The following is a 14,921-nucleotide window of genomic DNA, read 5'->3' on the forward strand; positions in this document are numbered from 1 at the left end:
AGTGGTGTTTCAGTCGGCGATGAACTCCTGCGCGGCCGTCATCGCGCGCGCCCGATCGGACTCGACCAGGCCGATGCGGGTCCGCCGGTCCAGGATGTCGTCGACGGTCAACGCCCCTTCGTGGGTCACTGCGTACTCGAATTCGGCCCTGGTGACGTCGATTCCGTCGGCGACCGGGTCGGTCGGCCGATCGCGGGCGGCGCGGGCGACGACGTTGGGCGCCTCGGCGCCGTAGCGGGCGACGAGTGAGGACGGCAGGTCGACCGGCGAGCGCAGGGTCGCCACCGGGTTCGCCGGCGCACCGACCAGTGGCAGGTTGCGGGTGCGGCAGGGTATGGCTGCCAGCTTGCGCAGCACCACGGCGCGGTCGAGCACGTCTTGCGCCATGTATCGGTACTCGGTGAGCTTGCCGCCGACGACACTGAGCACACCGTCACCGGATTCCACGACCGCGTGCTCCCGCGAGAGGTCCGCGGTGTCGCCGTCTCCGGTGTCGATCAGCGGCCGCAGGCCGGCGTAGGAACCGATCACGTCGCCATGCCCGAGCGCAACGTCGAGCGCGGTGTTGACTGTGTCGAGCAGGAAGTCGATCTCCTTCGTGGTCGGCTGCGGGACGTCGGGCACCGGGCCGGGCGCGTCTTCGTCGGTGAGCCCGAGATACACCCGGCCCAGCTGCTCGGGCATGGCGAAGACGAACCGGTTCAGTTCGCCCGGAATCGGGATGGTCAGCGCCGCAGTGGGATTGCCGAAGGCCGCGGCGTCGAACACCAGATGGGTGCCGCGGCTGGGCCGCAGCCGGATGGACGTGTCCACGTCACCGGCCCACACGCCGGCGGCGTTGATCACCGCACCGGCCGCGACCACCGTGGACTCCTTCGTGAGCTGGTCGGTGAGGGTGACCGACGTCCCGGTGGCCTGCGACGCCGCCACCCGGGTCAGGATCCGCGCGCCGTGCTGGGCGGCGGTGCGGGCGACGGCGGTGACTAGCCGAGCGTCGTCGACGAGCTGGCCGTCGTAGGCGAGCAATCCGCCGTCGAGTCCGGCACGCCGCACCGTCGGCGCCAGCGCGACGGCGCGACCGGCGTCGACACGGCGTGACCGCGGCAGCGTCGAGGCCGGCGTGCCCGCCAGCCTGCGCAACCCGTCGCCGGCCAGGAAGCCGGTCCGCACCAGCGCCCGGGACGCGCGGTTCATCGACGGCAGCAGCGGCACCAGCTGCGGCATCGCGGTCACCAGGTGAGGCGCGTTGCGCGACATCAGTATTCCGCGCTCGACGGCGCTTCGCCGGGCGATGCCGACGTGGCCCGACGCGAGGTAACGCAGCCCGCCGTGCACCAGTTTCGAGCTCCATCGGCTGGTGCCGAAGGCTAGGTCGTGCTTCTCGACCAGCACCACGGACAGCCCGCGGGTGACCGCGTCGAGCGCGATTCCGGCACCGGTGATGCCGCCACCGATGACGACGACATCGACCCTTGCGCCGTCGCCCAGGGCGGTGAGCTCGGTCCTGCGGCGGGCGGCGTTCAGCGCGGTCGTCGTACCGGTCATGGTGCGAGGTATCCGTTCAGCGAGTGTTCGAGTTCGGTCGCCAGCGCGGCGGCGTCGAGGATGGGCGCGATGGTCTGCGCCGAGAGAATGGTCGACTGGGTGATCAGCAGGCACATCGCCGCGAGCTGACGCGCGTCGCCCGGCCGGACGCTGCCCTCGTCCTGGGCCGCTTTCAATTCGCCGGTGACGGTGTCGAGCAGGATCTGCTGGCTGGTTCCGAGACGCTCGGAGAGATAGAGCATCGCCAGCTCCGGCGCCTCGTGCAGGACCGCCATGATGACGTCGTCGCGGCGGAGCCGCCCTGCCACCGCGACGATGCGTTCGACCACCCACCTGCGGCCCACGCCGCCGCTGGGCACGTCGTCCAGGGCGTGGGTGATCCGCAGGGTCAGCACCGCCGCCAGGATCGACCGGGTGTCGGGAAAACGCCGGTACACCGTCGGCCTGCTCACCCCGGCGCGGCGGGCGATCTCGGCGAGGGTCACCCGGGCCACTCCGAAGGCGAGCACGCATTCGGCCGCCGCGTCGAGGATGCGTTCTTCGACGGACGCCTCCATGGCTTTACTGCTTGACAGCATGTGTAACACTGTAACGCATGAGTCGACCCGATGCACCGCCGCCGATGAAGTGGAACGCCTGGGGTGACCCGGACGCTGCGAAACCGCTCTCGGACGGCATTCGCTCGCTGCTCGAGCAGGCGCTCGGGGTGGACGCGCAGCCCCGCGCCGAGCTGGAGATCGACGAGGTGCGCCTGCGTCCGTCGGCGCTGCCGGACGGCGACCGTGACGCGTTGTCCGCCATCGTCGGCGACCCGCACGTGATCACCGACGACAGGGGCCGACTGCTGCGGGCGGGCGGCAAGTCGACGCTCGACCTGCTCCGCCGGCGGGACCGCGGCGAGCAGGACGCCCCCGACGCGGTGGTGTTGCCCGGCGACGAGGCCGAGGTGGCGGGCGTGCTGGCGCACTGCGCCCGGCAGCGCATCGCGGTGGTGCCGTTCGGCGGCGGCACGAGTGTCGTGGGCGGCGTCGATCCGCTGCGCGCCGACTTCTCCGCCGTGGTGTCCCTGGACCTGCGCCGGCTCGACCAGCTGCACCACCTCGACCCGACCTCCGGTGAGGCCGAACTCGGCGCGGGCGTCACCGGCCCGCAGGCCGAGGCTCTGCTTGCCGCGCAGGGGTTCTCACTCGGCCACTTCCCGCAGAGCTTCCAGTTCGCCACCATCGGCGGGTTCGCGGCCACCCGGTCTTCCGGTCAGGGCTCGGCCGGCTACGGCCGATTCGACGACATGGTGCGCGGTGTGCGCGCCGTGACCCCGGCCGGTGTGCTCGACCTGGGCCGCGCGCCGGCGTCGGCGGCGGGACCGGACCTCCGCCAGCTCCTGATCGGCTCCGAGGGGGTGTTTGGCGTGATCACCCGGGTGCGGGTGCGGGTGCATCCCGTCCCGGAGGTGACCCGCTACGAGGCCTGGTCGTTCCCCGACTTCCCCACCGGCGCAGCGGCATTGCGCGCCGTCGTGCAGACCGGCGCAGGCCCGACGGTGATGCGGTTGTCCGACGAGGCCGAGACGGGCGTCAACCTGGCGACGTCCGAGAGCATCGGTGAGCAGTCGATCACCGGCGGCTGCCTGGCGATCACCACCTTCGAGGGCACCGCCGCACACGCGCAGAGCCGCCACGACGAGACCAGGGCGGTGCTCGAGGCCCACGGCGGCACGTCGCTGGGCGAGGAGCCCGCCCGCGCCTGGGAGCACGGGCGGTTCAACGCGCCGTACCTGCGTGACGCGCTGCTCTCGGCCGGGGCGCTGTGCGAGACGCTGGAGACCGCCACCAACTGGTCGAATGTGCCGGCACTCAAGGACGCGGTCACTCAGGCGTTGACCGATGCGTTGGCGGATTCCGGCACGCCGGCGCTGGTGCTGTGCCACATTTCGCACGTGTACCCGACCGGCGCATCGCTGTACTTCACCGTGGTGGCAGGACAGCGCGGGAACCCGATCGAACAGTGGCGCACGGCCAAGGCGGCGGCGTCGGACGCGATGGTCCGCACCGGCGGGACGATCACCCATCACCACGCCGTCGGCGCCGACCACCGGCCGTGGATGACCGACGAGATCGGCGACCTCGGTGTCGCGGTGCTGCGCGCCGTCAAGGCGACGCTCGACCCCACCGGGATCCTCAACCCGGGCAAGCTGATTCCGTGACAGGGCAGATCGGCCGCATCACGCTGCTGACCAACCCGATGTCGGGCCACGGCAACGCACCCCATGCCGCGCAGCGCGCCGTCGCCCGCTTCCAGCAGCGCGGGGTCGACGTGTGCGAGATCGTCGGCACCGATGCCGCGCATGCGCGCCGACTCGTCGACGAGGCCCTCGCCGCGGGGACCGACGCGCTGGTGGTGGCGGGCGGCGACGGGGTGATCTCGCTGGCGCTGCAGGCGCTCGCGCTGGGCGACGTGCCGTTGGGCATCGTCCCCGCGGGCACCGGCAACGACCACGCCCGCGCCTTCGGCGTGCCCACCGGCGACCCCGAGGCCGCGGCGGACATCGTCGTCGACGGCCGGACCGAGACGATCGACCTCGGCCGGATCGACGACGCAGGCGGCGCGGCCAAGTGGTTCGGGACCGTGATGGCCGCGGGATTCGACTCACTGGTCAGTGACCGGACCAACCGCATGCGCTGGCCGCACGGCCGGATGCGGTACAACGTCGCGATGGTGGCCGAGCTGTCCCGGCTGCGGCTGCTGCCGTTCCGGCTGACTTTCGACGACGGCGAGGAGACGATCACCGACCTGACGCTCGCCGCCTTCGGCAACACCCGCAGCTACGGCGGCGGCATGCTGATCTGCCCCGACGCCGACCACACCGACGGCCTGCTGGACATCACGATGGTGCACTCGGCGTCACGCAGCAAGCTGATCCGGTTGTTCCCCACGGTGTTCAAGGGCACCCATGTCGGCCTCGCCGAGGTGACCACGGCACGCGCCCGCCGAGTCCACGTCGACTCACCGGGCATCAACGCCTACGCCGACGGCGACTACGCGTGCCCGCTGCCGGTCACCGTGTCGGCGGTGCCGCGGGCGCTTCGCGTGCTGCGGGCCGCCGCCTAACCGACTCCGCGGCTCAGCCAGCTGACCTCGGCGCCGGCGCCGCCGTCCCGGTAGGGCTCCAGCGCTTCGTCCCAGGCGGTGCCGAGCACGGAGTCCAGTTCGGCGGCCAGCATGTCGGCGCCGGAGGCCATCAGCGTCCGCAACCGCATCTCGCCGACCATCACGTCGCCGTTGGCGCTCATCGCCCCACTCCACAATCCCAGCTGCGGGGTATGGCACCAGCGGTGCCCGTCCACGCCGGGGCTCGGGTCCTCGGTGACCTCGAAACGCAGCACCGACCACGAGCGCAGGGCGTTGGCCAACTGGCCGCCGGTGCCCACCGGTCCGACCCAGTTGGTGACCGCGCGCAGCTGTCCGGGCATGGCGGGCTGCGGCGTCCACTTCAGATTCGCCCTCGCCTGGAGGGTCGACGACAACGCCCACTCGACATGCGGGCATACCGCCGCGGGAGAGGCATGGACGTACACCACGCCAGTCGACGCGTCGGCGAACTGGTTCAACGCACGCATAGCTGCTCCTTCGGCTCCACGAGGGACGTCTTCCCCAACGACCTGGTGATTCCGAGTTGTAGCTGTGTCGTGCGTGTCTATTGTGCCTCCTGAGACACCTGTTGCGCTAGTCTGCGCCGAATTCTCTCAGGACACCGTCAGAGATCGCCGGCCACGGCTCATGGGCCCAGTCGCCGAAATCCCGGTCACCCAGCACCACCAGCGCCAGGTCCGCGTCCGGATCGACCCACAGGAACGTGCCGGTCTGGCCGAAATGCCCGTACGTCGCCTCGCTGTTCGCCGAGCCGGTCCAGTGCGGCGACTTGCCGTCGCGGATCTCGAAACCCAGCCCCCAGTCGTTGGGACGCTGCCGGCCGTAGCCGGGCAACACGCCATCGAGTCCGGGGAACTGCACGGTGGTGGCCTGCTCGTGCAGTTGCGCCGACACCGTTGCGGGCCGCAGGAGGTCCTGCGCGAAGGCCACCAGGTCGGACACCGTGGACGTCGCGCCGTAGCCCGCGGCCCCCGCGCCACCCTCGAGTGACGAGTCGGTCATGCCGAGCGGCTCGAACACCGCCTCGGACAGGTACCGGCCGAACTCGATCTCGGTGGCCGACTCGAGGGTCTGCGCCAGCACCGCGAACCCGTGATTCGAGTAGATCCGCCGCGCTCCGGGCTCGGCCATCACCTCGTCGGACCGCATGTTGTAGCCGGCGGTGTGCGCCAGCAGGTGGCGCACCGTCGATCCCGGTGGTCCCGCCGGTGTGTCCAGCTCGACGGCGCCCTCCTCCACGGCGACATGCGCGGCGCGGGCGACGAGCAGTTTGGTCACCGATGCCAGCGCGAAGCGGCGCTGCTGGTCACCGTGACAGGCGAGCGGGCCCGCGGGCCCGACGACCGCCGCGGCGACGTGGTCGACCGGCCAGTCGGCGATCGCGTCGAGTGCTGCCACGCCTGCAGCCTAAGTGGTGCTCCACGCGGTGCCGATCGCCGACACATGGCGGGCGTCCGTGCCGCAGCATCCGCCCAGCACGGCCACCGCGGGCAACCGGTCGCGCAGCAGCAGGTGCTGGGCCGCGAGGTCGGCGGGATCACCGTCGTCGAGTTCGGTGGCCTCGTCCAGCTCGGCGTGGCTCTTGGTGGAGGCGTTGGCCCGCAGGCCGAGCAGGCGCTCCCACGGGCCGTCCTGCCGCAGCACGCCGGCGAAGTGGGTCGGGTGCGCGCAGTTCACCATGAAGTACGCGGCCCCTGCAGACGTCGCCGCGTCCACCTGTTCGATCGCCTCGGCCAGCGGCTGGCCGGTCGGCAGCCGGCCGTCGGTCTCGACGGTGAACGAGATCGCCGATGGGATACCGGCCGCCGCCGCGGCGCGCACGATGCCGATCGCCTCTTCGGCGTTGGTCATCGTGATCGCCGTCACCTGGTCGGCCGAGGTGTCGGCGAACGTGCCGATTTGCACCGCGTGGTAGCGCTCGGCGTCATCGGGCGTCATGGCGGTGCCAGGGTCGTAGCCGTCACCGCGCGGGCCAACGCATCCACTCACGACGACGGTGATGCCGTCGGCCGTGGCCGCCGTCCTGATCTCCTCCGCCAGCGCGACGGCCGAGCGGTTGACCGCGTCGAGTTGCTCCGGCGAGTAGCCCAGCAGCGAGGCCCAGTCCGGGTTCGCGCGCCAGGTCGGCGTCTCCATCACGAATCCGGCGCCCAGCCGGCGGGCGATGTCGACGTAGCCGTCGTAGTAGCGCCGCAGGCGGGCCCGGTGCTCGGGAACGTCGAGGAGGGGGAACGCGGCGAAGCTCGGCAGGTCCATCCCGTCGAGGAAGACCAGTTCGGTCTCCAGACCGCCGTCGGTGATGAACAACCCGTTGCCACCGGCCTGCGGGAGTGGCCGGCCGGTGCCCGACGGCTGCGCCTCGACGCTCGTCATGGGGTCATCTCCAGGCGACGTAGTAGTTGTTCAGGATGTCCGACTCGATCTCGCGGACCTCGACGTCGTCGAATCCGGCGTCCGCGAGCATCGAGGTGGCCAGCTGGCGACCCCAGCAGGTGCCGAGTCCCGCCCCGCCGAGCCCCAGCGACACGCTCATGCAGTGCATGGTCGACACGGTGTAGAGGTAGGTCGCCAGTGGCGCGCCGACGTTGTCCTCGACGTGGCTCGACGCCTTGATGTCGACCATCAACAGCACCCCGCCGGGCCGCAACGCGCGGTGGATGTTCTCCAGCACCCGCGACGGCCGGGCCTGGTCGTGGATCGCGTCGAAAACCGTGATGAGGTCATAGGTCTGGGCTGCGTCGAGCTCGGCTACGTCGGCGGCGACGAATTGGGCGTTGTCCAGCCCGGACCGGGCCGCCTCGGCGCGGCCGACCCCGAGCCCCTCGTCGGAGAAGTCGATGCCGGTGAACCGGCTTGCGGGATACGCCTTCGCCATCACGTTGATCGCGTGTCCGCTGCCGCAACCGATGTCGGCGACGTCGATGCCTGCGGCGAGCCGCTCGGGCAGCCCGGTCACCAACGGCAGCACCGAATCGACCAGCGCGGCGTCGAACACCTCGCCGCTCTGCTCGGCCATCAGCGTGTGGAAGCGCGGATAGTCGCCGTAGGACAGCCCGCCACCGGTGTGGAAGCATCCGACGATCTTCTGCTCGACCTCGCCGAGCAGTGGGATGAACTGCGCCACCCGGGAGAGGTTGTCCGGTCCGGCAGTACGGGTGAGCACCGCGGCGCGTTCTCCTGGAAGCGAATACGTGCCTGCTGTCGCGTCGAAGTCCACGACGCGACCGGTGACCACTCCGCCCAGCCATTCGCGCACGTACCGCTCGTCGAGTCCGGCGGCGTTGGCGATCTGCGCACTGGTGGCGGGCGGCAGGCCGGCCATCGTGTCGAACAACCGGGTCTGGTGTCCGATGCTGAGCAGCAGCGCCAGGCTTGCCGCGTCGATCGCGCCCGCCATGCGTGCGGCGAAGTCCTCGGTGGCCTCGGTGGGTGTCTGATGGTCGACAGTGGTCATGGCTCTCTCCCGCGCGGTCGGTTCGTGTGTCTCTGTCATTGACGACGGCCGATGCCGGCGTCGGGTTCATTCCGCCGTCTCACCGGGCGGCGCGAAGAACTCGGGCGCCAGCTTGAACGGTAGCCCTGACGACCTCCGTTCAGGCGGCATCGGCCACTTCCCCGAGGAACACTGCGGTCGCGAGGCCCATCGAGCCTGCGGGCAGAACCAAGCAGTTGTTAGGTTGTACGCCATGAGCCAGACGGTGCGAGGTGTGGTGTCCCGACGGAAGGGTGAGCCGGTCGAGGTGGTGGACATCGTCGTCCCCGACCCGGGTCCCGGCGAAGTGGTGGTCGACATCGTGGCGTGCGGCGTCTGCCACACCGACCTGACCTACCGCGAGGGCGGCATCAACGACGAATACCCGTTCCTGCTCGGGCACGAGGCGGCGGGCTCGGTGGAGTCGGTCGGCGACGGCGTCACCAACGTGGAGCCCGGCGATTTCGTCATCCTCAACTGGCGCGCGGTGTGCGGTCAGTGCCGCGCCTGCAAGCGGGGCCGGCCGCACCTGTGCTTCGACACCCACAACGCCGCCCAGAAGATGACGCTCACCGACGGCACCGAACTCACCCCGGCACTGGGCATCGGCGCGTTCGCCGACAAGACGCTGGTGCACGAAGGGCAGTGCACCAAGGTCGATCCCAGCGCCGATCCCGCGGTGGCCGGCCTGCTCGGCTGCGGCGTGATGGCCGGCATCGGAGCGGCGATCAACACCGGCGCGGTCAACCGGGACGACACCGTGGCCGTGATCGGTTGCGGCGGTGTGGGTGACGCGGCGATCGCCGGCGCGGCGCTGGTGGGCGCCAGGCGGATCATCGCCGTCGACACCGACGACAAGAAACTGCACTGGGCGCGCGAGTTCGGCGCCACCCACACCATCAACGCCCGCGACCTCGACGTCGTCGAGACCATTCAGGACCTCACCGACGGATTCGGCGCCGACGTGGTCATCGACGCGGTCGGCCGGCCGGAGACCTGGAAACAGGCCTTCTACGCCCGTGACCTGGCCGGCACGGTGGTGCTCGTCGGCGTACCCACGCCCGACATGACGCTGGAGATGCCGCTGGTCGACTTCTTCTCCCGCGGTGGGTCACTGAAGTCCTCCTGGTACGGCGACTGCCTCCCCGAGCGGGACTTCCCCACGCTCATCAGCCTCTACCTGCAGGGCCGGTTGCCGCTGGAGAAGTTCGTGTCCGAACGCATCGGCCTGGACGGCATCGAGGACGCGTTCGGAAAGATGCACGCCGGTGAGGTCCTGCGGTCGGTGGTGATGCTCTGATGGGCAACATCGAGCGGATCGTCACCAGCGGTAAATTCGAACTCGACGGCGGCAGCTGGGATGTCGACAACAACGTCTGGGTGGTCGGCGACGACTCCGACGTGGTGGTGTTCGACGCCGCGCACGACGCCGCGCCGATCGTGATGGCCGTCGGAGGCCGCAACGTGGTCGCGGTGGTCTGCACCCACGGCCACAACGATCACATCACCGTCGCCCCCGAGCTCGGCGATGCGCTCGACGCACCGGTGCTGCTGCACCCGGCAGACGACATGCTGTGGCGGATGACGCACCCCGACAAGGAGTTCCGCACCGTGTCCGACGGGGACACGATCCGGGCGGGCGGCGTGGAACTGCGGGCGCTGCACACGCCGGGGCACTCCCCCGGTTCGGTGTGCTGGTACGCACCCGAACTCGGCGCGGTGTTCTCCGGCGACACCCTGTTCCAGGGTGGTCCGGGTGCGACGGGCCGGTCCTTCTCCGACTTCCCGACCATCCTGTCGTCGATCTCGGGCCGGCTCGGCGGCCTGCCCGCCGACACCGTGGTCTACACCGGGCACGGCGACACCACCACCGTCGGCGACGAGATCGTGAACTACGACGAGTGGGTCGCCCGCGGGCATTAGCCGTCGAGGATGCGCCGCTTCTCCGCCTCGAATTCGGCTTCGGTCAGCGCACCCGAATCGCGAAGCGCGGCAAGGGTGTTGAGCTGCTCGAGCCGGATTCCCTGTTCAGTGGGCGCGTAGCCGTGCGCCACTGCGCCACCGGGGCCCGCCGCCGTCGCCCCGAAGTCGTAGAGCGGCGTCACCGGCCTGGCCCGCTTGCCGGCGCGGTGTGACCACATGAGCCCCGCCGCCAATTCGACGACACTGATCACGAACAGCCCCGCGAACACCCACGGCAGCCAGCCGTACTCGCTGCCGTGCCCGAAGGACAGCTGCGGGTTGATGTAACCGTTCACCTCACCGTCGGTCTGGACGCCATAGCGGCCTTCGGCGGGGATCTGGGCAACCCAGACGGGCAGCCGCGTGTCGCCGTTGACGGTGGTGATGCTGCCTCCGGTCTCGGCGATGTCCGGTTCGGCGACGCCCTCGGGTGGGTCGATCCGCAACTGCAGCGGCGGCACCGGGAACCCGCCGTCGGTTCCGCCGGTGAAGGTGTGGAAGCTGATGGTCACCTCACCGGCAGGAAGCTGGACGCTGCCGCGGCCGGGAACCGGCACCTCGCCGTAGGCGTCGAAATCGTCGAACACGAAAGCGTTCATCACGATCGTCACGACGAATCCGATGATCGCCGACACCATCGTCACGACTGCGACGCCGATGACGACGCGGGCAGCCAGCCGACCGTTCTGCATGGGCCGAAGTGTGTCACGGCGCCTGCTGATCCGCGGTGCCATCCGGCTCCGGCGGTTACCGTTGGAACCGAGCCCGCACACGTCGAGAGGGGGCCGGAGTTGGCCGTGCCCGAGTCGAGTGTCGTCGTGCGGCCCGAGCCCATGGGCAGCGGGTCCTACTCCGCCAATTCGCGCCTGCAGGCCGCCGGATTGCGGGGCGCCATCGCGCTTTTCGAGCAGACCGCGCGAACGGTGCCGCTACCGGCCGCCCCGTATCCCATCGTGCTGGCCGACTACGGTGCGTCGACGGGGCACAACTCGCTGCTGCCGATCCGCGCCGCGATCGCGGCGTTGCGTGGGCGTACCAGGCCCGAGCACTCGATACTGGTCGCCCACACCGACCTGCCGGACAACGACTTCACCGCGATGTTCCGCACGCTGGCCGAAGATCCCGACTCATACCTGAGCAGTGACGCCGCGACGTATGCATCGGCGGTCGGCCGGTCGTTCTACACCCAGATCCTGCCGTCGAACAGCGTGCACCTGGGCTGGTCGGCCTGGGCGGTGCAGTGGTTGAGCCGGGTGCCGTCGGCGATCCCCGACCACATCCAGGTCGCCTACAGCGCCGATGACGCCGTGCGCAGCGCGTACGCCAGGCAGGCCGCCAACGACTGGCATGAGTTCATCGCGTTCCGCGGTCGCGAGCTGAGTCCGGGCGGTCGGCTCGTCGTCATGACGATGGCCGTCGACGAGCACGGCGAGTTCGGGTACCGGCCGCTGCTGGCGGCGTTGACCGACGGGCTGGCCGAACTCGTCGCCGGTGGGGTTGTCGGCGCAGATGAATTGGCGCGCATGGTGATTCCCACGGTCGGCAGGCAGGCGGCGGACTTCATGGCGCCGTTCGCGCCCTCGGGAAGGTTCGAACGGCTGGAGATCGAGCACCTCGAGGTCTTCGACGCCGAGGACCGGTACTGGGATCAGTACCGCGTCGACAAGGATGCGGCGGCGTTCGGCGCACGGTGGGCGGAGTTCCTGCGGGCGTCGGTGTTCCCGACCATGGCCACCGCGCTCGACGGACATCGCGATGTGACCGCGTTCGCCGACCGGCTGGAGCGCGAGGTGGCGGTGCGGCTGGCGGCCGCACCGGAGCAGATGCAGATCCCGCTGGCGCACCTGGTGTTGTTCAAGCGGCCCAAGAGTCAGTGACGCCCGGTACGGCTAGTTGCCACCGATGGGCGGCGGCGCCGGGACGAACGGGAGCCCCGGGATGGTGGTGTAGGGCAGCGTCGGGATGATCGGCGGACGGGTCGTCGAAGCCGGTGGTTGCGTCGTCTCCGGTGGCGGAGGCGGTGCGGTGGTCGCCGGCGGGGGTGGTGGCGGCGCCTCGGAGGGTGGCGGCGGAGCGGGCGACTCGGGGGCCGCCGGCGGCGGCGCCGTCTCGTAGACGGTCTCCGGTGGCGGGGCCTGGGTCTGCGGCGCAGGCGTCTCCCCTGGCCCGGCAGGGGGCGGCGCGGGTGCCGTGGTGGTCGTCGGGGTGGTCGTCGGCGTGGTGGCCGGCTCGTCGTCGCCGCGCAGCGCATAGGCCGCCGCGAGTGCGACGAGGAGCAGGACGATCAGCGCGCCCACAGCGACGATGACGGGCGGGCGGCGGTACCACGGGACCGGCGGCACCGCGGTGTCGTCGTCGTCGCGGGCCCCGAACGCCACGACGGGGCGGGCGGTGGTCGATCCGGCGGGCCTGTCGTCGTCGGCAGGCGAGTCGGCCGGGGCGTCGTACTCGTAGTGGTCGGTGGCGGCGACGTCGGGGATGTCCTCGGCGTCCGACCACGCCAGCGCCCGGAAGGTGCTCGACTGCGACATGTCGTCGGACTGCGCCGCACCGGCCAGCGCCGCCGCGGCGGGCGCCGCGGCCATCGCCGTCATCGTGTTGTCGGCGCCGCCGCGCACCGCGGCCAGCCCGGCGCCGATCGCCGCGGCCAGTTCGGGCTGCGGATTGGTGACGACCGGCACCCGGAAGCTCTCCGACAGGGTGGCGGTGATGACCGGGATCCTGGCGCCTCCCCCGGTCGACGCCACGGCGGCGAGGTCGGCGGTGCGCACGCCCGCCCGTTCGAGGGTCTGGTGCACCACCGCGACGAAGTCGGCGAGCGGCTGGCGGACGGCGTCGTCGAGCTCGGCGCGGGTGAGCCGGACCTCGCTGCTGCGGCCGGGCACATCGGCCGCGAGCGACGTGACGGCCGCCGAGGACAGCCGTTCCTTCGCGGCGCGGCACTGCCCCCTGAGCCGGGTCAGCGATCCGATCGCCGAGGTGCCGGTCAGGTCGACGTCACCGGCCGCCGACAGGTCGTTGATGACACGGGTCAGCAGGGCCTGGTCGATGGCCGCGCCGGAGAAGTCGGGATGCCGGACTGTGGGGCCGATGGGTGTGAAGCCGTTGCCCGCGTCGGCCAGCGTGACGCTGGTGCCGGTGCCGCCGAAGTCGCACAGCGCGACGACGCCGCTGGTGGGCAGGCCGGGATCGTCCTGAAGGGCGGTGAGCGCGGTGGCGGCGTCCGACACCACGACCGGTGCGGCGCCGAAGTCGGGCACCGCCGCCAGTGCGCCACGCAGCGCGTCGACGGTAGCCGGACGCCAGTGCGCGGGGTGGCTGACCGCGACCGGGTCCGCGGGCGCCTGCCCGCGGGTGAGTGCGCGCAGCAGGGCCCGCAGTGCGTCGGCGAGCACCACCTCCCCGCGGTGCGATGTGCCGTCGGCGGCGACGATCCCCACCGGGTCGCCGACCCGGTCGACGAAGTCGGTGAGGATCAGCCCGCGTTCGGTCAGTTCGGGGTTCTCGCTGGGCACGCCGACCTCGGCGGGCCGGTGCGGGTACTGCGTCAGCACCGGCGACCGCGTCAGCGCGGTGCGTCCGACGACGACCGCGGTCAGCCTGGTCGCCCCGACCGACAACCCCAGCCCGTCTGCCATGTCACTCCCTCGAGATGGACCCCGTTCAGTTGTCCATCTCGCGCGGCGGGGTCGGCGTTACTCAGCGAATTGTGCCCGCACCGGGGATGAGTGGTAAATCCAGGGCGGTCACCCAGCCCGGCGAGAGGTCGTTGACCGCGGGCACCGCATTGAGCGCGCGCATGCCGGTGGCCAGGCAACCCGCGGCCGCGGCGTCGCGCCCGGACCCGTCGGTGAAGCGGAACGCCGTCTCCTGGGAGATGCTGGGCGTGCCCTCGATGTCGACCCGGTAGACGTCGTCCCGGCTGCCCGTCGGCCAGTCCGGGGCGGCGTCGCCACCGATGCGGTTGACGTGTTCCAGCTGGATCCGGGTCTCGCCCCGGTACACCCCGTTGATCGTGAAGCGCACGGCGGCGACGTTGCCCGCCGCGATGACGCCCTTGGCGGTGGTGCGGTCGGTGGGCGTGACCCACTTGTCGTAGGTGGTGGTGATCTCGTCGAGCATGATGCCCGCGGCATGAGCGATCATCGGAACCGTTGCGCCCCAAGCCATCACCAGGATGTCGGAGGTCTCGAGCAGTGCGCGCTTCTCCGGTGGGCGGCCGATGCCCATCTCGAATTCGTAGTCGCCGGTGTAGTTGGTGTAGTCCAGCAGCTCCGACGCACGCACCGTGCGGACCTCCGAACACAGCCCCATCAGGGTCAACGGGAACAGGTCGTTGGCGAAGCCCGGATCGATCCCCGTGGTCAGGCACGATGACTCGCCCAGTTCGCAGGCCTCGGTCACCGGCACGATCCAGTCCGGCGGATTGAGGTGCATCGTCGGCCACACCCACGGCGTCATCGCCGTGGAGCACACGTCGATCCCCGCGCGCAGGAAGCGGGCGATCAACGCGATGTTGTCGCCCGCATGGGCGGCGGTCGGGCCGTAGTGCACCAGTGCGTCGGGGGCGAGCGCGATCAGCGCGTCGACGTCGTCGGTGGCGGCGACGCCGACCGGCTCGCCGAGCCCGCAGATCTCGCCGACATCGCGGCCGACCTTCTCCGGACTGCTCACCCCGACCCCCACCAGGTCGAACAGCGGGTGCCGGACGATCTCGGCGATCACCATCCTGCCGACGAACCCCGTGCCCCAGACCACGATCCGCTTGGCCATCGATCACCTCTTCTTTCTC

The 14,921-nt window shown here is 71.0% G+C and carries 14 protein-coding genes; 5 read left to right on the forward strand and 9 right to left on the reverse strand.

Annotated features, from left to right (window positions below):
• Positions 1-9: 9 nt before the first annotated feature.
• Together O6P37_RS06105 and O6P37_RS06110 are read right to left on the reverse strand one after the other, a co-directional pair.
• Positions 10-1,545: a glycerol-3-phosphate dehydrogenase/oxidase gene (locus O6P37_RS06105; protein ID WP_269893235.1), complete on the reverse strand. Its 1,536-nt coding sequence runs from the start codon at positions 1,543-1,545 to the stop codon at positions 10-12.
• On the reverse strand, positions 1,542-2,123 hold the full coding sequence (locus tag O6P37_RS06110; RefSeq protein WP_269893236.1) for a TetR/AcrR family transcriptional regulator: 582 nt from the start codon (positions 2,121-2,123) through the stop codon (positions 1,542-1,544). The genes O6P37_RS06105 and O6P37_RS06110 overlap by 4 nt, the downstream gene beginning before the upstream one ends.
• Positions 2,124-2,167: 44 nt before the next feature.
• Between O6P37_RS06110 and O6P37_RS06115 the strand changes: the two genes are divergently transcribed.
• A complete protein-coding gene (locus O6P37_RS06115; RefSeq protein ID WP_269893635.1) occupies positions 2,168-3,748 on the forward strand; it encodes an FAD-binding oxidoreductase in 1,581 nt (526 codons plus the stop codon).
• A 38-nt stretch (positions 3,749-3,786) separates the two neighbouring features.
• Entirely contained in the window at positions 3,787-4,653 is an 867-nt protein-coding gene (locus O6P37_RS06120) for a diacylglycerol kinase (RefSeq protein WP_408633127.1), read from the forward strand.
• On the opposite strand, the gene O6P37_RS06125 is transcribed toward O6P37_RS06120, so the two are convergent.
• The 4 genes from O6P37_RS06125 to O6P37_RS06140 form a co-directional block, all read right to left on the reverse strand.
• The gene (locus O6P37_RS06125) at positions 4,650-5,162 is read right to left on the reverse strand and encodes a DUF3145 domain-containing protein (protein WP_264010535.1); all 513 of its coding nucleotides are present in this window, start codon (positions 5,160-5,162) and stop codon (positions 4,650-4,652) included. The two genes, O6P37_RS06120 and O6P37_RS06125, sit on opposite strands and share 4 nt — an antisense overlap.
• A 106-nt stretch (positions 5,163-5,268) precedes the next feature.
• Positions 5,269-6,093, reverse strand: a complete 825-nt coding sequence (locus O6P37_RS06130) for a serine hydrolase domain-containing protein (RefSeq protein ID WP_269893238.1) — start codon at positions 6,091-6,093, stop codon at positions 5,269-5,271.
• A gap of 9 nt (positions 6,094-6,102) precedes the next feature.
• On the reverse strand, positions 6,103-7,068 hold the full coding sequence (locus O6P37_RS06135; RefSeq protein ID WP_269893239.1) for a homocysteine S-methyltransferase family protein: 966 nt from the start codon (positions 7,066-7,068) through the stop codon (positions 6,103-6,105).
• Positions 7,069-7,072: 4 nt separating this feature from the next.
• Complete coding sequence (locus O6P37_RS06140; protein ID WP_269893240.1) at positions 7,073-8,149, reverse strand: class I SAM-dependent methyltransferase; 1,077 nt, start codon at positions 8,147-8,149, stop codon at positions 7,073-7,075.
• 232 nt (positions 8,150-8,381) lie between these two features.
• Between O6P37_RS06140 and O6P37_RS06145 the strand changes: the two genes are divergently transcribed.
• The gene (locus tag O6P37_RS06145; protein WP_269893241.1) at positions 8,382-9,467 is read left to right on the forward strand and encodes an S-(hydroxymethyl)mycothiol dehydrogenase; all 1,086 of its coding nucleotides are present in this window, start codon (positions 8,382-8,384) and stop codon (positions 9,465-9,467) included.
• Positions 9,467-10,090 carry an MBL fold metallo-hydrolase gene (locus O6P37_RS06150; RefSeq protein WP_269893242.1) on the forward strand — a complete coding sequence of 208 codons (624 nt, stop codon included), beginning with the start codon at positions 9,467-9,469 and terminating at the stop codon, positions 10,088-10,090. Before O6P37_RS06145 ends, O6P37_RS06150 begins: the two co-directional genes overlap by 1 nt.
• Here the strand turns inward: O6P37_RS06150 and O6P37_RS06155 are convergent.
• Positions 10,087-10,821, reverse strand: a complete 735-nt coding sequence (locus tag O6P37_RS06155; protein ID WP_269893243.1) for an SHOCT domain-containing protein — start codon at positions 10,819-10,821, stop codon at positions 10,087-10,089. The two genes, O6P37_RS06150 and O6P37_RS06155, sit on opposite strands and share 4 nt — an antisense overlap.
• Positions 10,822-10,926: 105 nt before the next feature.
• Here O6P37_RS06155 and O6P37_RS06160 point away from each other — a divergent pair, with 105 nt between their 5' ends.
• Complete coding sequence (locus O6P37_RS06160; RefSeq protein ID WP_269893244.1) at positions 10,927-12,006, forward strand: class I SAM-dependent methyltransferase; 1,080 nt, start codon at positions 10,927-10,929, stop codon at positions 12,004-12,006.
• Between the two features lie 12 nt (positions 12,007-12,018).
• Here the strand turns inward: O6P37_RS06160 and O6P37_RS06165 are convergent, their stop codons facing one another.
• Both O6P37_RS06165 and O6P37_RS06170 read right to left on the reverse strand, forming a co-directional pair.
• On the reverse strand, positions 12,019-13,767 hold the full coding sequence (locus tag O6P37_RS06165; RefSeq protein WP_269893245.1) for an Hsp70 family protein: 1,749 nt from the start codon (positions 13,765-13,767) through the stop codon (positions 12,019-12,021).
• Between the two features lie 61 nt (positions 13,768-13,828).
• Positions 13,829-14,902: an NAD(P)H-dependent amine dehydrogenase family protein gene (locus O6P37_RS06170; protein ID WP_269893246.1), complete on the reverse strand. Its 1,074-nt coding sequence runs from the start codon at positions 14,900-14,902 to the stop codon at positions 13,829-13,831.
• Positions 14,903-14,921 lie beyond the last annotated feature (19 nt).

It is taken from the genome of Mycobacterium hippophais (genome assembly GCF_027529605.1).
Lineage (GTDB): Bacteria > Actinomycetota > Actinomycetes > Mycobacteriales > Mycobacteriaceae > Mycobacterium > Mycobacterium arseniciresistens.

Coding starts and splice junctions, on each gene's coding strand:
- O6P37_RS06155 (WP_269893243.1), bottom strand. CDS start 10,821: ATGCAGAACGGTCGGCTGGCTGCCCGCGTCGTCATCGGCGTCGCAGTC.
- O6P37_RS06125 (WP_264010535.1), bottom strand. CDS start 5,162: ATGCGTGCGTTGAACCAGTTCGCCGACGCGTCGACTGGCGTGGTGTAC.
- O6P37_RS06140 (WP_269893240.1), bottom strand. CDS start 8,149: ATGACCACTGTCGACCATCAGACACCCACCGAGGCCACCGAGGACTTC.
- O6P37_RS06115 (WP_269893635.1), top strand. CDS start 2,168: ATGAAGTGGAACGCCTGGGGTGACCCGGACGCTGCGAAACCGCTCTCG.
- O6P37_RS06145 (WP_269893241.1), top strand. CDS start 8,382: ATGAGCCAGACGGTGCGAGGTGTGGTGTCCCGACGGAAGGGTGAGCCG.
- O6P37_RS06120 (WP_408633127.1), top strand. CDS start 3,787: ATGTCGGGCCACGGCAACGCACCCCATGCCGCGCAGCGCGCCGTCGCC.
- O6P37_RS06135 (WP_269893239.1), bottom strand. CDS start 7,068: ATGACGAGCGTCGAGGCGCAGCCGTCGGGCACCGGCCGGCCACTCCCG.
- O6P37_RS06105 (WP_269893235.1), bottom strand. CDS start 1,545: ATGACCGGTACGACGACCGCGCTGAACGCCGCCCGCCGCAGGACCGAG.
- O6P37_RS06170 (WP_269893246.1), bottom strand. CDS start 14,902: ATGGCCAAGCGGATCGTGGTCTGGGGCACGGGGTTCGTCGGCAGGATG.
- O6P37_RS06150 (WP_269893242.1), top strand. CDS start 9,467: ATGGGCAACATCGAGCGGATCGTCACCAGCGGTAAATTCGAACTCGAC.
- O6P37_RS06165 (WP_269893245.1), bottom strand. CDS start 13,767: ATGGCAGACGGGCTGGGGTTGTCGGTCGGGGCGACCAGGCTGACCGCG.
- O6P37_RS06110 (WP_269893236.1), bottom strand. CDS start 2,123: ATGCTGTCAAGCAGTAAAGCCATGGAGGCGTCCGTCGAAGAACGCATC.